Origin of the sequence: Lysinibacillus sp. NPDC098008 (genome assembly GCF_044760715.1) — a bacterium.
GTDB lineage: Bacteria > Bacillota > Bacilli > Bacillales_A > Planococcaceae > Lysinibacillus.
The window spans coordinates 88,067-108,013 of sequence record NZ_JBIWBA010000011.1 but is presented as its reverse complement, the minus strand read 5'-3'; the positions used below and the strand labels follow the sequence as shown (position 1 = coordinate 108,013).

Below are 19,947 nucleotides of genomic sequence, written 5' to 3'. Positions count from 1 at the left end.
AAAATGTTTATCTGTGCGAAAGCGAAGCGACAGCAACAAAATGTTTTCTGTGCGAAAGCGAAGCGACAGCAACAAAAATGTTTATCTGTGCGAAAGCGAAGCGACAGCAACAAAATGTTTTCTGTGCGAAAGCGAAGCGACAGCAACAAAAATGTTTATCTGTGCGAAAGCTTTTGATTATTCTTCATTATTAAAATAGTTTAAAATGCCTTGATAAAGACCAAGTGTTGCTTGCTCACGGAATTTAGCCGTTGTAATTACTCGTTCCTCACTTGAATTACTCAGGAAGCCTAGCTCAACAAGAACAGCTTTTTGGCGATTTTCTCGTAGCACTAAAAAATTGCCTTGTTGTGTGCCACGATCTCTTAAATCAACCTTACTAGCAAGTCCATCATGAATCGCTTCTGCAAGCCCTTTTTGATTGCTATTCATATAGTAGGAAGTAAAGCCATTAATTGAGCTATCGTCAGTTGCATCATAATGAATGCTAATAAATGCATCTGCCTCATATTGATGGGCAATGGATACACGCTTTCTTAATGCTACATATTCATCAGATTCCCTTGTCATGACCACATTTGCACCAGCAGCACTCAACTTGGAAGCAAGAAGCGTGGCTGTTTTTAACGTAATATCCTTTTCCTCTGTACCACGTTGACCCGTTGTGCCATGGTCATTTCCTCCATGACCAGCATCCACCACGATCGTTAGTCCGTTTAATGTTCCTTTTTTACGAGGCGTTGTCTGTTCTTTTTGAGAGACAGTTGTTTTATCGGCACTTGTTGTGACAACCGAATTCGCAACAAAGGCTGTTCCGTCATCCAATTGTATTTCATAAAAATCATTTTTAACGCCTACAATTGGATAGGTTTTACCCGCATCGACACGCTCCACTACATCAGAGGCTGTTGAGGCATCTGTACGCAAGTTTGTCCCATTGTAGATAATTGTAACGGACTCTACTTCTTTTGAAGAGGAGGCTTTCGATGTGCTTTTTACCTGATTTGAAAATGTACCATAAAAGCTATAGACCCATCCTGTTTTTTTCTTATCATATTGAATTTGTACCCAATTATGCTCATGTGCAAGCACCTTAAAGGCCTGACCTTTTGTAACAGTGCCAACTTTTTTAGCATTTAAGTCTGGCTTTTTACGAACATTGAGGGTGTCTACTAAAATGGTAAAGGTCGTATCTTTATTAATAGTTGGTGTAGATACTTCTACAGTGTCCTCTTTGGATTCAGGTTCTTGTTTTTGCTCTTGTTCTTGTTCAGGGGAGCTGTCGTTAATCGTTACATAATCTTTAGAAACCCAGCCTGTTAGCCCATTCCAATCAATTTTAGCCCAGCCATCATTTTCTTTTAGCAGATTTGCTTGATTTCCTGTAGAAAGCTGCCCAAGAACAGCTGAAGAAATGTCTGGCTCTGTTCGAATATTTAAACGATCCACCTGTGCGATAACAGTTTTATGAATGCTTTGTGTAGCATTTGTCGATGTTGTGAGCCAAGAGGCAACCCAACCTTCATAGCTCCCAGCTTTTACTTGAATCCAATCACCTTCACGACCAATAGAGGTTAGTGGGTCACCTTCTTCTAACGTCGTAATAATGGGATAGGATAATCCGGGTCCCTCACGTAAATGAAGAATCGTCCCAGCTACTTTCAAGTCACTAGTATCAGCAAATGCGTTTTGAATATAGCCCTTATTTGGAAACGTAATTGTTACCATGAGTATAAAGATAATGATACTATGTAAAATTTTTTTCCTCATCAGATTCCTCCTATTCCTTGTGTTATTTTATCATGCTTTTATACGAGAATTCGTGGTAAAAAGGTAATGGAATTTGCTATTTTCGTAACTGTTTTATGAAAAATACAAAAATAGTTGACATTAGCTTACCTAGTGACTAACATAAAGAGTAATCGAAAAATGATTAATCGCTTATGACCAAGCAAGTAGCGTATACCTCTATTGGAAAAGAGAGGGAAAGACTTAGGCTGCAATCTTTCCTACAAAAACGTATAGCGCGAATAACACTTGAGAGGCTTTTTTCTGAAAGGTATGACTTAGTAGGAAAAAACGGAATCGGCCGTTATCCGATTATGAGGAGGACACATGCTATTATTTGTGTCAACTAGGGTGGAACCGCGGAAGCTAATACAGCTCTCGTCCCTTGCAATTGCAAGGTGACGGGAGCTTTTTTTGATTCACTCAATTTGGATGAGCATTCGCTCAAAAGTGATAAAGAACCACTCAATGCAAGGGAGAATTTGCTCTAAAGCAGTGGGGAACCACTCAAATTTAAAAGGAAACTCGCTCAAAAGTAGTGAAGAGTCACTTAATTCCAAGGTCCCCTGCTACATCATAAGCAATCTATACAGGAGGGAATTACATGAGTTTTAAAGTGCCACGAGGGACACAAGATATTTTGCCGGGGCAGTCTGAAAAATGGCAAAAGGTTGAAGCAATTATTCGTGATATTTGCCGTGTGTACCGTTATAACGAAATCCGTACACCTATTTTTGAGCAAACGGAGTTATTTGCACGTGGTGTTGGTGAAACAACGGATGTTGTGCAAAAAGAAATGTATACATTTGAGGATCGTGGGGGACGTTCATTAACATTACGTCCAGAAAATACAGCAGGTGTTGTACGTGCCTATGTCGAGCATAAAATGTTTGGTGCGCCTGATCAACCAGTAAAACTTTCTTATTTAGGACCAATGTTCCGCTATGAACGACAACAAGCTGGGCGCTATCGTCAGTTTGTCCAATTTGGTGTAGAAGCCATTGGTTCAGCAGACCCTGCAATAGATGCAGAAGTTATTGCTCTTGCCATGGATATTTATGAATCAGTAGGCTTAAAGGATTTAAAATTAGTGATTAACTCCCTTGGTGATAAAGTGACACGTGATACACACCGCACAGCTCTATTACAACATTTTGAGCCGCATATCCATGAGTTCTGCACAGATTGTCAAAATCGTTTACAGAAAAATCCATTACGTATTTTAGATTGTAAGGTGGACCGTGAGCATCCATTAATGCAAACAGCTCCAGCATTAACAGACTTCCTGACTGAAGAATCAGCCGCTTATTTTGCACAAGTAAAAACATATTTAGATACACTTGGCATTACATATGAGGTTGATCCAAACCTTGTAAGAGGGCTTGATTATTACAATCATACAACATTTGAAATTATGTCTACAGCGTCAGGCTTTGGTGCGATTACAACGCTTTGTGGTGGCGGACGCTATAATGGCTTAGTCCAAGAGATTGGTGGTCCAGATGTACCGGGGATTGGTTTTGCTTTAAGTATTGAACGCTTATTATTAGCACTTGAAGCAGAGGGTGTTGAATTAGATACAGCATCAGGGCTAGATGTTTATGTTATTGCAATGGGCGATGAAGCGAAACAAAAGGCTGTAGAATTAACAAGTACATTCCGTGCGAAGGGTCTTGCGACAGAAATGGACTATTTAGACCGTAAAATGAAAGCACAAATGAAATCTGCAGACCGCCTAGGTGCAAAATATACGCTTGTTCTTGGTGAAACAGAGCTTGAGGAGCAGGCGGCAACAGTGAAACAGATGGAATCTGGAGAACAACAAAAAGTTGCATTTTCAGAATTAGTAAATTACCTATTACAACAATCATAAAACCGAATTGAAGAGATTTTGGAGGAATTAACTATGGCTACAAGAACACATGCTAGTAACGAACTATCGGAAGCGTTACAGGGTGAAAAAGTTGTATTAAAAGGATGGGTGCAGCGTCGTCGTGACCTTGGTGGGTTGATTTTTATTGATTTACGTGATCGTACTGGTATTACACAAGTTGTGTTTAGTCCTGATGTTGCAGAAGCACATGCATTAGCGGATAAAGTGCGCAATGAATATGTGATTGAAGTAGAAGGAACAGTGCTGCTTCGCGCTGAGGATCAAATTAATCCAAATGTACCAAATGGTAAAATCGAAGTAGAAGCGACAAAATTAGTTGTCATTAATACAGCAAAAACAACACCATTCCAAATTGAAGATCGCACAGATGTATCAGAGGACCTACGTTTAAAATATCGTTATCTTGACCTTCGTCGTCCAGTGATGTTCGATACATTTAAAATGCGTTCAGATGTTACGCGTACAATTCGTAACTTCCTACAAAACGAAGGCTTTTTAGAGGTAGAAACACCAATTTTAACTAAATCTACACCAGAGGGCGCTCGTGACTATCTAGTGCCATCACGTGTTCATGAAGGTGAATTTTATGCATTGCCACAATCACCTCAATTATTTAAGCAATTATTAATGGTTGCTGGCTTTGAAAAATACTTCCAAATTGCGCGCTGCTTCCGTGATGAAGACTTACGTGCTGACCGTCAGCCAGAGTTTACACAGGTTGATATTGAAACAAGCTTCTTGACGCAGGAAGAAGTATTAGAAATGAACGAGCGCTTAATTCAGGCGGTTATGAAAGAAGTAAAAGGCATTGATATTCCTGCACCATTCCAGCGCATGAAATATCAAGAGGCGATGGATCGTTATGGTTCAGATAAGCCAGATGTACGCTTTGGCTTAGAGTTAGTGGCATTAAATGATATTTTTGATGGCTGTAGCTTTAAAGTGTTTGCGGATACTGTAGCACAAGGCAAACAAGTAAAAGGTATTAATATTAAAGGAGCAGCGGATAACTATTCTCGTAAGGATATGGACGAGCTAACAAAATTCGTTGGCATCTATGGTGCAAAAGGTCTTGCTTGGTTAAAGGTAACAGAAGAAGGCTTGAATGGCCCAATTGCAAAATTCTTTGATGAAGCATTAACAACAGCATTAATTGAACGTATGGGAGCAGAAGTTGGCGATATTTTAGTATTTGTAGCGGACAAAGCATCTGTTGTAGCCGCTGCATTGGGAGCACTTCGTACAAAATTAGGGCAAGACTTAAACTTAATCGATGAATCACAATTTGCTTTCCTATGGATTACTGACTGGCCATTATTTGAATACTCGGAGGAAGATGGACGCTACTATGCAGCGCATCATCCATTTACACGACCATTTGATGAAGATATCCCATTAATGGATACAGATCCTTCAGCAGTACGAGCACAAGCATATGATATCGTCTTAAACGGCTACGAACTTGGTGGTGGCTCATTACGTATTTACGAACGTGATCTACAAGAAAAAATGTTTGAATTACTTGGCTTCTCAGAAGAAGAGGCACAAGCACAATTTGGCTTCTTATTAGAGGCGTTTGAATATGGTGTACCACCACATGCGGGCCTTGCTTTTGGTCTTGACCGTTTTGTGATGCTATTAGCAGGTCGTACAAATTTACGTGATACCATTGCATTTCCGAAAACAGCAAGTGCAAGCTGCTTGCTAACAGAAGCACCAAGTGAAGTATCACCTGACCAATTAAGTGAGCTAAGCTTGGCAATTAAAGCATTTAGAAAATAATCAATATTACAAAATACCTGGATTTTCTAGCAAAAATTGCTGGGAATCTAGGTATTTTTTGCGTTTTTATAAAAAACAAAGTTTATAAGAGAAAATCGTTTGAATTATCAGAAAAGGGATGGTATGATATCTGTAATACGAATCCTGATGTGTTTGTCTAACTGCTAACGCTACTTCACAGTTTTGACCGAACATTATTGAATCGGGAGCCTTTATTTTGTAGCGGCAAACATGCCCCTATTTAAGGGGACGTTTAAAGCTATAAAGCGGGCACCCACCTGCGAATTGCGGGTTCAAAACGAATGTTTTTTGGCATTACGGCACAATCGGGATTCGTCCTATACATAAGCAAAAAGAGAGCGATGCTAGGTGCAAGCTCTTTTTTTATTGTTGCAAGCAGAAAAATTGAGAGAATAGCAAGCGATTCCTTTTTATTTTCGTGAAAGTAGCCTATAATTGGAATAGATTAAAATACGCTTTAAACCCTCATTATAATAGCGTTTTATCGTTATTGTTATCACCAACATTATATGAGGCAATAAGGATGGTGCAAGCGTTGGTAGAGAAGAATTCTCCTATACCTATTTATATACAAATAGAAGAAATTATTAAGCAACGGATTGATTTAGAGGAATATAGAATTGGTGAAACAATTCCTTCCGAGCGAGAGCTATCATTACAGTTTAATGTTAGTAGAATGACTGTTCGTCAAGCGATTACAAATCTTGTGAATAGCGGTTTGTTGTATCGAGAAAAAGGAAGAGGAACATATGTAGCGAATCCGAAATTAGAGCAGCCATTGCAAGGGTTAACAAGCTTTACCGAGGATATGCGTGCAAGAGGGATGGAGCCGAGCAGTAAGGTGTTGCGTTTTGAAAAAATAATGCCGCCAGTGGATATTGCAAAGGATTTAATGATATCGCCTAAAGAAGAAGTCTTCTTTGTTGTGCGAATTCGAAATGCTGATGCACAACCAATGGCTATTGAAAGAACGTATATTCCTGTTAAAATTTATCCAAAATTAGATGAACAACAATTAATGGGCTCTCTTTATGCATTAATTGAAACAGCATCTCACCAAAAAATTGGCAATGCGATTCAACAAATGGAGGCAGCCATCGTTTCTAAAGAGGATAGTAAATTATTGCAAATTCATCCAACAGCGCCTGTGTTAATTATTAAACGGACTAGTTATTTATCAGACGGTAAGCCATTTGAGCTTGTGCGTAGTACGTACCGAGCGGATCGCTATAAATTTACAAGTGAAATTAAAAGGTGATTATATGCATGCATATTTTTCTGAAATCGAAAAGTTAATCGAGATTGTCAAGAAACAGGAGGCTGCTTGTATTCAGGAAGCAGCACAAATTATAATACAACGCCTTCAGAAGGGTGGCATTATTCAATTATTTGGCTGTGGTCATTCTTACCTTTTAGCACAGGAGGCTTTTTATCGTGCTGGTGGTTTAGTGCCTGTGCGACCAATTTTTATTGAACCTTTAACATTACAGGCAGGAGCCTTAGCCTCATCTGAAAATGAAAAAGACCCAACGATTATTGAACGGTATAAGGAGCAATTTGACTTTCATGAACACGACACATGTATTGTGATTTCAACCTCAGGAAGAAATGCAGCTCCTATTGATGCGGCATTATTAGCAAAGGATGCAGGCGTATTTGTCCTCTCCCTGCAATCACTTGCCTATAGCGAACAGTCAGCACACCATCAGAGCGGCCAACGCTTAGAGGAGGTTGTTGACCTTGTGCTAAATACACATATACCAATTGGTGATGGTATATTGCATTGGCATCATATGCAATATGCACCTGCCTCAACCGTTATTGGCTCGCTTTTATTAAATGCGTTGTTTAGTGAAGTTATTGAGCAAATGGCACAATCATCAACAGCATTACCTGTCTTTATTAGCAATAATGTTGATGCAGATGGATCTTATAATGAACGGATGATTGCCAAATATCAACATCGCATTAAATTTACATGAAAATGGAGGCATTATAAATGAAAAAAACGTATAAAATTACGACATCAGAAGGCGTTCATGCAAGACCAGCAGCATTACTTGTAGCTGCCGTAACACCATTTGAAAGTGATGTTGAATTAAAGCATAATAACAGGTCTGTTAATTTAAAATCTATTATGGGTGTGATGTCCTTAGGAGTAACACCAGGTAGTGTAGTAGAAATTACAGCTAATGGACCAGATGCTGAAAAATTATTGCAAACAGTAACAGAGCTAATCGTATCGAAGGCAATCGGAGAAGAATGCTAATTGCTGGAGAAAATTGCTCAATGTAGAGTAGATTTCGCTCAATAACAGCGGACAAGCGCTCAAATGAGGGCACGACCTACTTAATTTATTATAATAGAACTTATGGGGGTAAATGGATTTGCTAAGAAATCTATTTATCCCTTTTAAATTTTTACTTGCTAAATACCTTGAGAAAATGTAAGATAGGCTTGCTTTATCTTAGCATTTAACTAGGTTTACTAATAAAATTTCATAGATGGAGAGTGTCAGGATGTTACATCAATTTTCACGTAACGAGCTCGCTATAGGAACAGAGGGGCTTGAGAAATTAAAAAATACAACAGTAGCCATTCTTGGTGTAGGTGGTGTTGGGTCATTTGCCGCTGAAGCATGTGCAAGAAGTGGCATCGGTCGCATTATTTTAGTGGATAAGGACAATGTAGATATTACCAATGTTAATAGACAATTAGTGGCGTATCTTTCTACAATCGGTAAGTCTAAATCAGCGATTATGAAGGAACGTATTGCCGATATTAATCCAGCATGTGAAGTGATTGATATGCATATGTTTTACACAGAAGAAACATATGAAGAATTTTTTGCACAAGGCATTGATTATGTGATTGATGCTAGTGATACAGTGATGTATAAAATTCATATTATGAAAGAATGTCTAAAGCGTAATATCCCGATTATCTCTAGTATGGGTGCGGCAAATAAAATGGACCCTACTCGCTTCCAAATTGCTGATATATCAAAAACACATACAGACCCTCTAGCTAAAATCATACGTACAAAGCTACGCAAAGAAGGAATTCATAAAGGTGTAACAGTTGTCTTTTCAGATGAAAGCCCAATTGTTGTGCGTCCAGATGTTGTGGAGCATGTAGGAAAGCCTGATGCAGCAATTCGTAAAGCAAAAATGCCGCCTTCTTCCAATGCCTTTGTACCTTCAGTGGCAGGCTTAATTGCGGCAAGCTGGGTTGTGAACACTATTTTACAAGATGTAAAAATTACACGTGTACAAGGTTAATCGTATTGAAAAATAGTTGCCTTTCTCATTGTGAGGCAGCTATTTTTTGTATGTTACAATAAGGGCACTGTAAAGGGGGGCGTTTGTAAATGGAGAAAATTTATCAAATGGAGTATAAAGGCTTAAATCTTTTCGATGAAATTAGTACAGTAGAGTTGGCGATAGATGAACAGCAGCAAACGATCCATATTTTTGATATTGGACAGGTTGTTAGCCCGATTTTTAACTTTGATGTATCTGCCTATGAGCCATCAGATGGTTTTTATCAAATGGCAGATATACTTCGACATAAACGAATATTAACAAATCAGCAAACCGCTAGTGATATAACGCTTAATGAATGGTTAATACAGAACAAAGCCTATTTTTATCGTCCAAAACAGCGCATCATAAAATATGCACAGGGAAGCATTCTCGAAATCATTGATCAGGCAAAGGACTTAGGTCTTTTTGACGACTATGTACAAAAAATATAATTTTATCAAAATAGTTCGCGTTATGTATATAAAATGCTAATAATTCACGAAATTGTCTTATTTTTTTCATGTACTCCCTTATCTATTTGGTTTATTGCTATAATTTGAGTAATACCAATGGATAATCAATTGTTTGGGATGTTCAAAGCTACTCAGTGAATAGCCATGACGTTAAAATAACAAATGATATGGGAGAGTGAGAAAAATGGAAATTCAAGTAATTCGTGACCATCTAGATATTGTAAAGCTTCAAGAGAAAATGAATGATATTGTATTTGATTATTTGGATACTTCTAATAATTACCCAAAGGCGATGAGAGAGTTAAATCCTTTATATAGACAAGCAACAACTTTTTATAAAGAGTATATTGATAAACGAGCAGGGGAGTTACCGAATGCGAATACGTATTGGCATTTATTCGTCGACTGCTATGCAAAGCTATGCTATTTTTTAGCAGAAGCAACCTATTATTCATCGAATGCCCTACAAAAAACGCCTGAACAGGTGGAGCATTTATTAAAAGTAGCTGCCTATTCGCTGCCAAATATTGTACAGGAAGAGAATGAACAATTACTAACGGCTATTTTTGACCTTATGATGGAAGTTCTAGAGGATAAAGAAAAAGTGGCAGTGATACGCAATGAAGTTCTTGCACAGCAAGGTGACATAAAGCAATGTCTTCTTCAGCTTAAAGTATTTGTCGATCATGAAATATCTGCGTAAACAATACAACCAACTTTTGCTTTGAAAATAGCTTATACGTTTAGAATCTATATGACTTCTACAATGATATTTTGTTTTTCTACAACATTTGCTGTTGAAAAATAGGATGGATGAAGTTTCATAGATTCTTTTTTTATCTTGGTTTAGCAAATTCTTTATGTATCGAAAGCATTGGTGACAGGTACAATTACACTGGAGCGTAATTGATTGTACAGAAAGTAAAAAGCTATGTTTTGGAAAAGGTATTTATAATTTTTTGTCGAATTATAGTTAAAAACAGGTAATTTGTATAGTGTGAGTCTGTAAACTTGGAATGAAGGGGGCTAGGCAATGCTTGTAAATGGTATCGAAATAGATGTAGCAAATTTGGAAAAACCACTATTACTTGTGAGTGAGGAAGATGAGCTTTTATTTCAACGACTACTACAGCCAACGATTGAGCATCAGCTTATTCAATGTCAATTAGCACTCTCTACAAGGAAATCCATTTCATTGGTAAAGGATATTTGGCTAGCAATGTACAGAGATCGAGAAAAATTATATGTCAATAGCGGTCATGCCATGTTGTATCCGGTTCGTTTAATTTTATTTGAATTAGTGACACAGGCAGAGTATTTCCAACGTTTAGCAAAAAAATCACGCGGTGACGAATGCCTTTCCTTTATGTATGCGGTCATTCTTTTACAATTTGTGTTGCAGTGGCTGAAGGAGCGTTTTCGTGATAATCAAGAGGTCTATAGTACACTAAGGTTGCTCTATCGAGTGAGTGATGATGAAGTACGTCAAGAGCAATGTTTTGAAACAAGAGAGCAAAAAGTGGCACAGGCTGTTGCGGTTAAAGCTATTCGCTTTGAAGTGCGGGAACATACACAAGAATTTACAAGTCTTTTGTATCAATCGTATAAATTGATTGCATTTTTGCATAATAAAGTAAATGAAGAAGGTGGGGAAAAACCAATTTTGCCCTCACTTCGCAATATAGCAGAAACATTAAATCGATTTTATCAAGAGCGCTACACAACAAATAACCCTAGCTTTACAGGATAATTGCTTAAACAGCTTATCCTGTTTTTTTGTATAAAAAGTAACATCACTTCCTGCAAGCGATGTTACTTTTTATGAAAGGATTTTAGCTTTTCGTAGATGCCTGCCATGCGCTTTTCTTCACCTGCAATAACAGGTTTATAAAATTCTATGCCCTCAAGTTCATCTGGTAAGTATTGCTGGTCTACCCAGCCTCCAAATGTGCCGATGGGTGTATTATGTGGATATTGATAGCCGACATGTCCTAAATCTTTTGACCCTTCGTAATGAGCATCACGTAAATGATGAGGAATATCACCTGTTTTGCCTTCATGAATCGCAGCAATGGCTGCATCAATTGCTGCAATGGCTGAATTCGATTTTGAGGCTAGACACATTTCAATCACAGCATTAGCAAGCGGTATCCGTGCTTCTGGTAATCCGAGGCGTTCGGCTGCTTGGACAGCAGCTAACACATGAGGTCCAACCGTAGGATTCGCAAGCCCAATATCCTCATATGCCATGACAAGTAAGCGTCTACTAACAGCCACTAAATCGCCTATTTCTAATAAATGTGCTAAGTAATATAGGGCAGCGTTTGTATCACTACCACGTACAGATTTTTGCAAGGCAGAGAGCAGATTATAAAAATGTGAGCCCTTTTTATCGCCATAAACACCAATTCGGCTACTTAGATGCTCAATAATATGATCTGCTACAACCGTTTGACCGTCCACTTCATCACTTGCATAGTAAATGGACTCTAGCAATGTTAATGCTTTTCGTGCATCTCCGTTTGCTGCTCCAGCAATTAGCTCGATTTGTGCTGTTGTTAAGCCAAAGTGATATTTCCCTAATCCACGCCTATCATCAGCAAGTGCTTTTTGAATCAGCTCAATAATATTGTCCTTTGTCAGTCGCTTTAGCTGATAAATTTCTCCGCAGCGTGAACGAATCGCTGGATTTACATCATGATAAGGGTTTTCTGTTGTAGCACCAATTAATACAATCGAGCCATTTTCAACATGTGGCAGTAATGTATCTTGCTGTAATTTATTGAAGCGATGAATTTCATCTAAAAACAGCAGGACTTTTCCTGAGATTCTAGCTTCTTGTACAATATCCTCAACATCCTTTTTACCAGCTCGTGTGGCATTAAGGGCAAAGAAGGGAAGCTTTGAGCTGCCTGCGATGGCATTAGCAATCGATGTTTTACCGATGCCTGGTTCACCATAAAGCAACATAGAGGGTACATGTCCATTATGAATCATTTTATAAAGCGCTGTATTGGGTCCAATGAAATCCTGATGACCTACAACCTCATCAAGGGTTAAGGGACGCATGCGAAAAGCGAGTGGTTCATTGTGCACAATCATTTCTCCTTTCAGCTCTTGTACGGCTCATATAGCTATTGAAGCAACATTTATTAGTATATCATATCCTTCGAGGTGTATTTCCGAGTTATTCAAGAGGAGATTATGATATACTGTTGATAGTATTTTTGACTAGACTAATTGAGGGTGATAAAATGAAAATTTCAACAAAGGGCCGTTATGGGCTAACAATTATGATTGAATTAGCAAAACATTACGGGGAAGGTCCTATTCCTTTGCGTAAAATTGCGGCTGAAAAGGAGCTTTCTGAGGCATATTTAGAGCAATTGGTATCACCGCTTCGTAATTCAGGCTTAGTAAAAAGCGTACGTGGTGCTTATGGTGGCTATATGCTAGCAAATCCACCTAGCGAAATCTCAGCAGCACATGTCATTAGTGTATTAGAGGGACCAATTCAACCAGTAGAGGGTATTGAAAATGAAGAAGCACCGCAACGAGAGCTATGGCTACGCATTCGTGATGCTGTAAAAAATGTGTTAGATACAACAACAATTGAAGATTTAGCACAATATACGGAGGAAAATGTAGTGGAAGGCTACATGTTCTATATTTAAAATGTTTAAGTGAAGGCGTTGCTCATAATATGCTATGTTGTCTTTAGCAATATGAGCTTTAGCGCTTTTTAATTCAAAGGAGTTTTCAATATGAATTCATATATTTATCTCGATCATGCAGCCACATCCCCGATGAATGAGCAAGTCATTGAAGCGATGACGACGGCAATGCAGCAAGTGTTTGGCAATGCCTCAAGTATTCATGGGGCTGGTCGAGAGGCACGTAAATATTTAGATGATGCGCGTGAGGTATTCGCTCAGTCCATTGGTGCCAAGGCGGGAGAAATTATCTTTACAAGTGGTGGTACAGAGGCTGATAATACAGCTATTTTAGGAACTGCCTATGCTCGTGCTAAAGAAGGCAAGCATATTATTACAACACAAATTGAGCATCATGCGGTGTTGCATACTTGTGAAAAACTTGAACGTGATGGCTTTGAGGTAACATATTTACCAGTGGATAAAACGGGGCGTGTAGCTACCAGCGATGTTCAAAAGGCGCTGCGTGAAGATACAATTTTAGTGACGATTATGTATGGGAACAATGAAGTTGGCACTATTCAGCCGATTGCGGAAATTGGCGAGCTTTTACGTGATCATACAGCTACATTTCATACAGATGCGGTACAGGCTTATGGCTTAGAGGTCATAGATGTAGCTGCATTACAGGTAGATTTATTAAGCGTGACTGCCCATAAAATAAATGGTCCTAAAGGTATTGGCTTCCTGTATCAAAAAGCAGGAACGCCTTTAGCAAGCTATGCATTAGGGGGCGCACAAGAGAAGAAACGCCGTGCAGGGACAGAGAATATTCCTGCTATTATTGGCTTTGCAGCAGCCATGCAAGTTGCAAATAAGTTGCGTGAAGAAAAGCGTTCACTATACAATCACTTTAAGCAAATAATGCTTGATGTTTTTTCAAAGGAAAACTTAACATTCCATATAAATGGAAATCAGGATGCTTCACTGCCGCATATTTTAAATATTAGCTTTGAAGGCATGGAAGTGGAATCCTTTTTAGTGAATCTTGATATGGCTGGCATTTGTGCATCCAGTGGCTCAGCATGCACAGCAGGCTCCATTGATCCATCCCATGTGCTAGTTGCGATGTTTGGTCAGGGTGCGGAGGAACTTCGCAATTCTATTCGCTTTAGCTTTGGGCAGGATTTAACAACGGAGGATGTACGAAAGGCAGCTGAAAAAACGGCTAAAATCGTACAAAGACTAGCGAAAAAATAATCATAAAGTATTATAGCAATTAGATAAAAGAAAAGGTGACCACAATGAAAGAAACACGTGACCCCTCACAAATTCGTGTTGTCGTTGGCATGTCGGGTGGGGTAGATTCCTCAGTTGCTGCATATCTTTTAAAACAACAAGGGTATGAAGTAATCGGGATTTTTATGAAAAACTGGGATGATACAGACGAAAATGGTGTTTGTACAGCAACAGAAGATTATGATGATGTGATCAAAGTATGTAATCAAATTGGCATTCCATATTATGCTGTTAACTTTGAAAAACAATATTGGGATAAAGTATTCTCCTATTTTTTAGAAGAATATAAGGCGGGACGTACACCAAACCCTGATGTGATGTGCAATAAAGAGATTAAATTTAAAGCCTTTTTAGAGCATGCCATGAGCCTTGGGGCAGATTATTTAGCAACAGGTCACTATGCACGTATTGATCGTAGCAGTGATGGCGAGGTCAAAATGTTGCGCGGTGTTGATGATAATAAAGACCAAACGTATTTCTTAAATCAGCTATCACAGGAGCAGTTAGCACATGTTATGTTCCCAATTGGTGATATTGAGAAAAAAGAAGTGCGTAAAATTGCTGAAGAAGCAGGCCTTGCAACAGCTAAGAAAAAGGATTCAACAGGTATTTGCTTTATTGGTGAACGTAATTTTAAAGAATTTTTAAGTCAGTATTTACCTGCACAGCCTGGTAAAATGGAAACCATGGATGGTGTTGTAATGGGGCAGCATGATGGCTTAATGTACTATACACTTGGTCAACGTCATGGTCTTGGTATTGGTGGAGATGGTGAGCCATGGTTTGTTTTAGGAAAAGATTTAGAGCGTAATGTTCTTCTTGTAGGACAAGGCTTCCATAATGAGTATTTATATTCTTCCTCATTAACAGCTGTTAAAATGAGCTATACATCAACAAAAGCATTGCCTGGGAAATTTTCTTGTACAGCAAAATTCCGCTACCGTCAAACAGATACACCTGTGGAAGTGGAGATTTTACCAGATGGACGTGCACATATTACATTTGCAGAGCCTGTACGTGCGATTACACCAGGGCAAGCTGTTGTACTCTATCATGGAGAAGAATGTCTTGGTGGCGGCACAATTGATGAGGTCTTTAAACATAACGAAAAGCTAACATATGTTGGATAGTTTGCGTTTAGACTGCTTTTATGCATAAAAGCAGTCTTTCGCTACATAGAGGTGAATAAATAAATGGATTATAATGAACAAGGTATTCAAGCATTTCAAGAAAAGCGTTATGAGGATGCTGCCCAATTGTTTACAAAGGCAATCGAAGCAGCGCCTGATAATGCTATTGGCTATATTAATTTTGGGAATTTATTAGCTGTGTTAGAGGATACAGAGCGTGCAGAGCGTTTTTTCCAAAAGGCGATTACTGTTGATGAAACGGCAGCTACTGCTTATTATGGCTTAGCTAATTTGTATTATAATGCAGAGCGTTATGCAGAGGCGGCGAAGCTGTATGAACAAGCACTAACCTATCAAATCGAAGGTGCAGATGTTTATTATATGTTGGGAAAATGCTTTGAGCGCATGGAAAATCCAAAATTAGCACTACCATATTTACAGCGTGCGGTAGAACTTGCTCCTGACGATACACAAATTCGTTTAGCCTATGCCATTGTATTATGTGCGCTTGAAATGTTTCAGGAAGGGAAAAAGGAGCTGGATTTATTAATCGAGCAGGATTGGAATAATGCAGATGCCCACTATAATTTAGGTGTGCTTTATGCTGTATCCACGGAGCAAACAGAGGATGCCATGTATCATTTGAAGCAGGCATTTACACTACAACCTGAATATGACCAAGCACGTTATATTTACGATATGATTGCTCAGCGTTTTAACTAACTATAGAAAAAGCAGCAAGTATCACTTGGTGGACTTGCTGTTTTTTATCCCACATTAATAGGCTGTAAGACACCTCCACTAATTGAAGGTTCAATTCTTTCCTCTTTTATTTTCTCTTCAAACTTGTTAATGTATGACATGCAGGAAAGGAACAAGGTGACAACATGAATAAAGTATTTATTGCACTATTATTGGTAACAGCGCTTGCAGCAATTGAAGGAACAATTGTTAGTACCGCTATTCCAAGTATTACAGCTGATTTATTAGGTGTAGACTTAATAAGCTGGATTTATTCTGCTTACTTATTAGCCTCTGCCATTGCAGCGATTATTTTTGGTAAGCTAGCCGATTTATTTGGGCGTAAGCGGATGATTATTATAGGTATTATTATTTTTTTAATCGGCTCCATGTTATGTGGTTTAGCACAATCAATGGAGCAACTAATTGTCTTTCGCGCAATTCAGGGAATTGGTGCAGGTTCGATTTTACCTATTACATTAACAATGGTTGGCGAGCTATTCCAGACTGAAAAAGCACGAGCAAAAGGACAAAGCTATTTAAGCATGGTATGGGGCGTATCGGGTGTTGTCGGACCGTTATTTGGCGGCTTTATTGTTGACCAAGTATCATGGCATTTTATCTTTTTTATTAATGTACCATTCGGTTTAGCTTCTATTTATTTGATTGTTAAACATTATCAAGAGCAGATAGAGGCCGTGAAGCGTAAAATTGATTATCTCGGTGCGACATTATTTACAATTGGTATGGTGGCCCTTTTATATGTGATTATTGACAATAGTAAAACACAAGCTTGGTTATCAAGCCAATCACTGTTAATGTTCGGTATTGCCATTGTTTTTTTAAGCATTTTTGTATGGGTGGAGCTTCGAGCAGAGGAGCCAATTATTCCATTAACGTTGTTTAAAAATGGTCGTCTTATGGTGATTAATGCATTAACATTAAGTGCTATGTCGATTGTAATTGGCGTAACTGTTTATATTCCAATATTTGCCCAAAGTGTTCTTGGCAAAAATGCGACGCAGGCAGGTTTATTATTAACACCAATGTCTGTTTTTTGGACGGTCAACTCCATTACAGCAGGTTATTTAATCGGACGTTTAACGAATAAGCGCATTATTCAAATGGGGACGATTTTACTCATAGTAGGAGCGATTTTGCTCGCAAGATTATCTGCAGGCTCTAGTGATTACAGCGTTTATATTGGATCTTCATTAATTGGGCTTGGTATGGGCTTTATTATGCCGATGCTGATGATTTCTATTCAAAAGGTAGCTCATCCAAAGCAGCTTGGTATATCCATTGGTTTGAATTCTTTTACAAATACATTTAGCCAAGCGGTAGGTGCAGCATTATTTGGGATGATTTTTAACCTAGCAACAAGTGAAAAAATAGCTTCTTTAGAGAAGGGCGAAATTCAATTAAATGGTGAATTCGCGAAAGGCGGCTTTAGCATTGACGAAGTAAGCTTTTTAAAGGAAACGATTGCGAATGGTGTTAGCTATGTTTATATTACAGCTTTTGTATTTGCCATTTGTGCTCTTATTTTCTCCTTCTTTATCGCCACAAAATCGAAAGAGCTTAGGTAGAATCTGCATAACTTCTGCAAAAAAAGCACAAACCCTTGTTTTATGGTTTGTGCTTTTTTGCATATAGTAAGGCGAATTTTGGAGAGAAGCTTTTCGAGTGAACTCGAAAAATCTGAAAGCCATTACGCCCCAGCGTAATGGCTTTATCTATCAATCGGTAGCTGTGTTAAATATTTAGCCAGATGGGATATGGGGGTGCTGTCTAGGACAGTTGATTCAGCTTCATTTTCCTTTAAAATATTAATTTCCTTATTTAGTCGTTCCATTTTACGATCCAGTTCCGCTGCTTGTAGAGCGGCTTCCTTTAGTTCTCTACGAATATGCTCTGGTACTTCTTTGTTGTATTTATAATAAATTTTATGCTCAAGGCTTGCCCAAAAATCCATGGCAATGGTGCGAATTTGAATTTCTGTGTACACCTTTTCCATGCGATCAGACATAAAAATTGGGACTTTTATAATCAGGTGTAAGCTTTGATAGCCATTTTCTTTTGGATTGGCAATATAGTCTTTGATCTCTACAATTTCAATATCATTTTGTGCCTGTAACATAGCACTAACTTTATAAATATCTTCTACAAAGGAACATGTAATACGAGCGCCTGCTATATCACGAATATTTTCGCGAACAGCTTCTAGTGATGGATGAATGCCTCTTTTCATAATTTTAGCTAGAATACTTTTAGGTGATTTCATACGTGTTGAAACATGCTCGATTGGATTGTATTCATGAATAAGCTTAAATTCTTCTTGTAAAATATTAATTTTTGTTTCCACTTCTTGTAAAGCAAATTTATAAGCTAAAAAGAAGCGAGTTAGTTCTGTTTGAACGGATGCGAAAGATGCTACCTCATGTTCGGTTTTCATTGATTGATTCATCCTTTCCTCTAAGCATATCTCTTCTTAATTTTATTGTATGTAGAGATGCTATAAATCGCAATAAATTAGCTGAAAATTGGAAAATTTTATATGATTTAATAAGGAGATGTCCTTTATATAACTATATTCATGAGGAAAAGGTTTCGGTTAAAAAGGAGAGGAGGAAGCAAAGGGAGAAGGTAGCCCTTTGCTTTAAGCAATAATTTTAGCATTTAAGTTATAGCGTTTATTAAATTCCTCCACAAATATTTGTAAATCAATAGATGTTTCAATATAAGGTTCTGTTTCTTGATCGCGTAACAAGCCACATGTTGCTTTTAACGATTTAGAAAACTCCAACAGCATTTGCTCATTATCAAGCTGAATTTGTATAGCAAGGGAGTCATCTTTTTTATTTACTTTAAAATACTTGCCATCAATAATGCGCTCTAAATTTGTTTCTTGAAAAGGAAAAACATAGTCTTTATAAATCAGATTCATAGTATCCCGCCTTTTTTACAATATTCCACTACATCTGTATAAGGTAAATCTCCACCAAAAATGGAGAGAGCACTACCAATTGTAACATGAAGCTTACCCTGTGCTAACTCATGAAATTTTTCTAAATCCTCCAGTGAACGCACACCGCCTGCATAGGTTGTGGGGATCGATGTCCAAGCAGCTAAATCATGCACTAAGCTTTCTTGCATGCCACCCTTTTTTCCTTCCACATCTACCGCATGAATCAACAATTCATCACAAAAATTTTCAATATAGGCAATGGAGTCAGCATTTACTTCGAAATTACTAAATTTTGTCCATTTATCAGTCATGACAAACCACTTGCCGTCCCGCATTTTACAGCTTAAATCAATCACCAGATGTTCTTTGCCAATTAGCTGGCATAGTTGCTGTAAACGCGCTATATCTAGCTGACCATCATGAAAAATATAGGAAGTGACAATAACATGTGAAGCACCTGCATCAATATAGCGCTGTGCATTTTCAGTTGTAATACCACCACCAATTTGGAGGCCTTGGGGATAGGCGGCTAAGGCAGATAGAGCAGCTTCCTCATTACCTGAACCAAGCATAATTACATGTCCACCTGTTAACTGATCGTTTGCAAACATTTGAGCATAATAGCTAGCATCATAATTAGAAATAAAATTTTCCACGACTGCTTGGTTTGTATAACCGAGCGTACTTCCAACAATTTGTTTTACTTTGCCATCGTGTAAATCGATGCAAGGTCTAAATTCCAATTGCTCCACAATCCTTCCATGCAAATTCTTATTTATTTTATCATAGCATGGAAAGAATTATAAAAGCAGAGAATTGTCATTTATCGAAATAATCTGAGGATAATAGAGCGAAAATATTTTTCACACCACTATTTTGTAAAGCCTATGGTA

20 protein-coding genes, 1 other RNA gene and 1 other annotated feature are annotated in these 19,947 nt (G+C 38.2%); of the genes, 16 read left to right on the top strand and 5 right to left on the bottom strand.

Going from position 1 to position 19,947, the window contains the following annotated elements:
- Nucleotides 1–199 (top strand): hypothetical protein (locus ACIQVU_RS11590; RefSeq protein WP_402895618.1); only part of this gene is annotated, 199 nt, incomplete at its 5' end.
- Here ACIQVU_RS11590 and ACIQVU_RS11585 read toward each other — a convergent pair.
- The gene (locus tag ACIQVU_RS11585; RefSeq protein WP_340806659.1) at nt 178–1,770 is read right to left on the bottom strand and encodes an N-acetylmuramoyl-L-alanine amidase family protein; all 1,593 of its coding nucleotides are present in this window, start codon (nt 1,768–1,770) and stop codon (nt 178–180) included. The two genes, ACIQVU_RS11590 and ACIQVU_RS11585, sit on opposite strands and share 22 nt — an antisense overlap.
- A gap of 164 nt (nt 1,771–1,934) precedes the next feature.
- Nucleotides 1,935–2,177 (top strand) — a binding site (T-box leader).
- A gap of 215 nt (nt 2,178–2,392) precedes the next feature.
- On the opposite strand from ACIQVU_RS11585, the gene hisS reads away from it, so the two are divergent.
- From hisS to ACIQVU_RS11535, 10 genes are all read left to right on the top strand, one after another.
- The gene (gene hisS, locus ACIQVU_RS11580; RefSeq protein ID WP_340806657.1) at nt 2,393–3,661 is read left to right on the top strand and encodes a histidine--tRNA ligase; all 1,269 of its coding nucleotides are present in this window, start codon (nt 2,393–2,395) and stop codon (nt 3,659–3,661) included.
- A gap of 33 nt (nt 3,662–3,694) precedes the next feature.
- Nucleotides 3,695–5,464 carry an aspartate--tRNA ligase gene (gene aspS / locus ACIQVU_RS11575; protein WP_340806655.1) on the top strand — a complete coding sequence of 590 codons (1,770 nt, stop codon included), beginning with the start codon at nt 3,695–3,697 and terminating at the stop codon, nt 5,462–5,464.
- Between the two features lie 138 nt (nt 5,465–5,602).
- Nucleotides 5,603–5,801, top strand: a non-coding RNA gene (gene ssrS, locus ACIQVU_RS11570) — 6S RNA.
- Nucleotides 5,802–6,020: 219 nt separating this feature from the next.
- Nucleotides 6,021–6,743, top strand: coding sequence for a GntR family transcriptional regulator (locus tag ACIQVU_RS11565; protein ID WP_402895622.1), 723 nt, complete (start codon nt 6,021–6,023; stop codon nt 6,741–6,743).
- 4 nt (nt 6,744–6,747) lie between these two features.
- Nucleotides 6,748–7,467 (top strand): sugar isomerase domain-containing protein, encoded by a 720-nt coding sequence (locus tag ACIQVU_RS11560; RefSeq protein WP_340806652.1) that lies wholly within the window; start codon nt 6,748–6,750, stop codon nt 7,465–7,467.
- Nucleotides 7,468–7,484: 17 nt separating this feature from the next.
- Entirely contained in the window at nt 7,485–7,754 is a 270-nt protein-coding gene (locus tag ACIQVU_RS11555) for an HPr family phosphocarrier protein (RefSeq protein ID WP_340806650.1), read from the top strand.
- Nucleotides 7,755–8,004: 250 nt separating this feature from the next.
- On the top strand, nt 8,005–8,766 hold the full coding sequence (locus tag ACIQVU_RS11550) for a tRNA threonylcarbamoyladenosine dehydratase (RefSeq protein ID WP_340806648.1): 762 nt from the start codon (nt 8,005–8,007) through the stop codon (nt 8,764–8,766).
- An 89-nt stretch (nt 8,767–8,855) separates the two neighbouring features.
- Nucleotides 8,856–9,242 carry a hypothetical protein gene (locus tag ACIQVU_RS11545; RefSeq protein WP_340806647.1) on the top strand — a complete coding sequence of 129 codons (387 nt, stop codon included), beginning with the start codon at nt 8,856–8,858 and terminating at the stop codon, nt 9,240–9,242.
- Nucleotides 9,243–9,447: 205 nt separating this feature from the next.
- Nucleotides 9,448–9,966, top strand: a complete 519-nt coding sequence (locus ACIQVU_RS11540) for a hypothetical protein (protein ID WP_340806646.1) — start codon at nt 9,448–9,450, stop codon at nt 9,964–9,966.
- A 330-nt stretch (nt 9,967–10,296) separates the two neighbouring features.
- Nucleotides 10,297–11,013 (top strand): hypothetical protein, encoded by a 717-nt coding sequence (locus tag ACIQVU_RS11535; RefSeq protein ID WP_340806645.1) that lies wholly within the window; start codon nt 10,297–10,299, stop codon nt 11,011–11,013.
- A 62-nt stretch (nt 11,014–11,075) separates the two neighbouring features.
- On the opposite strand, the gene ACIQVU_RS11530 is transcribed toward ACIQVU_RS11535, so the two are convergent.
- The gene (locus ACIQVU_RS11530) at nt 11,076–12,359 is read right to left on the bottom strand and encodes a replication-associated recombination protein A (protein ID WP_340806643.1); all 1,284 of its coding nucleotides are present in this window, start codon (nt 12,357–12,359) and stop codon (nt 11,076–11,078) included.
- A 158-nt stretch (nt 12,360–12,517) separates the two neighbouring features.
- Here ACIQVU_RS11530 and cymR point away from each other — a divergent pair, with 158 nt between their 5' ends.
- The 5 genes from cymR to ACIQVU_RS11505 all read left to right on the top strand — a co-directional run bounded on the left by cymR (nt 12,518) and on the right by ACIQVU_RS11505 (nt 17,675).
- Entirely contained in the window at nt 12,518–12,937 is a 420-nt protein-coding gene (gene cymR / locus ACIQVU_RS11525) for a cysteine metabolism transcriptional regulator CymR (protein WP_004226809.1), read from the top strand.
- A 90-nt stretch (nt 12,938–13,027) separates the two neighbouring features.
- The gene (locus ACIQVU_RS11520) at nt 13,028–14,176 is read left to right on the top strand and encodes a cysteine desulfurase family protein (RefSeq protein ID WP_340806642.1); all 1,149 of its coding nucleotides are present in this window, start codon (nt 13,028–13,030) and stop codon (nt 14,174–14,176) included.
- Between the two features lie 44 nt (nt 14,177–14,220).
- Nucleotides 14,221–15,345, top strand: coding sequence for a tRNA 2-thiouridine(34) synthase MnmA (gene mnmA, locus ACIQVU_RS11515; protein ID WP_340806641.1), 1,125 nt, complete (start codon nt 14,221–14,223; stop codon nt 15,343–15,345).
- 63 nt (nt 15,346–15,408) lie between these two features.
- Nucleotides 15,409–16,068 (top strand): tetratricopeptide repeat protein, encoded by a 660-nt coding sequence (locus tag ACIQVU_RS11510; RefSeq protein ID WP_340806640.1) that lies wholly within the window; start codon nt 15,409–15,411, stop codon nt 16,066–16,068.
- Between the two features lie 164 nt (nt 16,069–16,232).
- Complete coding sequence (locus tag ACIQVU_RS11505; RefSeq protein ID WP_340806639.1) at nt 16,233–17,675, top strand: DHA2 family efflux MFS transporter permease subunit; 1,443 nt, start codon at nt 16,233–16,235, stop codon at nt 17,673–17,675.
- Between the two features lie 143 nt (nt 17,676–17,818).
- Here the strand turns inward: ACIQVU_RS11505 and ACIQVU_RS11500 are convergent, their stop codons facing one another.
- The 3 genes from ACIQVU_RS11500 to hisA all read right to left on the bottom strand — a co-directional run bounded on the left by ACIQVU_RS11500 (nt 17,819) and on the right by hisA (nt 19,797).
- Nucleotides 17,819–18,541, bottom strand: coding sequence for a GTP pyrophosphokinase (locus tag ACIQVU_RS11500; RefSeq protein WP_340806637.1), 723 nt, complete (start codon nt 18,539–18,541; stop codon nt 17,819–17,821).
- 204 nt (nt 18,542–18,745) lie between these two features.
- A complete protein-coding gene (locus ACIQVU_RS11495) occupies nt 18,746–19,033 on the bottom strand; it encodes a hypothetical protein (protein ID WP_340806636.1) in 288 nt (95 codons plus the stop codon).
- Nucleotides 19,030–19,797: a phosphoribosylformimino-5-aminoimidazole carboxamide ribotide isomerase gene (gene hisA / locus ACIQVU_RS11490; RefSeq protein ID WP_340808596.1), complete on the bottom strand. Its 768-nt coding sequence runs from the start codon at nt 19,795–19,797 to the stop codon at nt 19,030–19,032. The genes ACIQVU_RS11495 and hisA overlap by 4 nt, the downstream gene beginning before the upstream one ends.
- Between the last annotated feature and the right edge of the window lie 150 nt (nt 19,798–19,947).

Bases quoted from the DNA above. Each gene is read 5' to 3' on its own strand.
- hisS (WP_340806657.1), top strand. From the start codon at position 2,393: ATGAGTTTTAAAGTGCCACGAGGGACACAAGATATTTTGCCGGGGCAG.
- ACIQVU_RS11520 (WP_340806642.1), top strand. From the start codon at position 13,028: ATGAATTCATATATTTATCTCGATCATGCAGCCACATCCCCGATGAAT.
- ACIQVU_RS11535 (WP_340806645.1), top strand. From the start codon at position 10,297: ATGCTTGTAAATGGTATCGAAATAGATGTAGCAAATTTGGAAAAACCA.
- aspS (WP_340806655.1), top strand. From the start codon at position 3,695: ATGGCTACAAGAACACATGCTAGTAACGAACTATCGGAAGCGTTACAG.
- ACIQVU_RS11505 (WP_340806639.1), top strand. From the start codon at position 16,233: ATGAATAAAGTATTTATTGCACTATTATTGGTAACAGCGCTTGCAGCA.
- mnmA (WP_340806641.1), top strand. From the start codon at position 14,221: ATGAAAGAAACACGTGACCCCTCACAAATTCGTGTTGTCGTTGGCATG.
- ACIQVU_RS11510 (WP_340806640.1), top strand. From the start codon at position 15,409: ATGGATTATAATGAACAAGGTATTCAAGCATTTCAAGAAAAGCGTTAT.
- cymR (WP_004226809.1), top strand. From the start codon at position 12,518: ATGAAAATTTCAACAAAGGGCCGTTATGGGCTAACAATTATGATTGAA.
- ACIQVU_RS11560 (WP_340806652.1), top strand. From the start codon at position 6,748: ATGCATGCATATTTTTCTGAAATCGAAAAGTTAATCGAGATTGTCAAG.
- ACIQVU_RS11500 (WP_340806637.1), bottom strand. From the start codon at position 18,541: ATGAAAACCGAACATGAGGTAGCATCTTTCGCATCCGTTCAAACAGAA.
- ACIQVU_RS11555 (WP_340806650.1), top strand. From the start codon at position 7,485: ATGAAAAAAACGTATAAAATTACGACATCAGAAGGCGTTCATGCAAGA.
- ACIQVU_RS11585 (WP_340806659.1), bottom strand. From the start codon at position 1,770: ATGAGGAAAAAAATTTTACATAGTATCATTATCTTTATACTCATGGTA.
- ACIQVU_RS11495 (WP_340806636.1), bottom strand. From the start codon at position 19,033: ATGAATCTGATTTATAAAGACTATGTTTTTCCTTTTCAAGAAACAAAT.
- ACIQVU_RS11550 (WP_340806648.1), top strand. From the start codon at position 8,005: ATGTTACATCAATTTTCACGTAACGAGCTCGCTATAGGAACAGAGGGG.
- ACIQVU_RS11540 (WP_340806646.1), top strand. From the start codon at position 9,448: ATGGAAATTCAAGTAATTCGTGACCATCTAGATATTGTAAAGCTTCAA.
- ACIQVU_RS11545 (WP_340806647.1), top strand. From the start codon at position 8,856: ATGGAGAAAATTTATCAAATGGAGTATAAAGGCTTAAATCTTTTCGAT.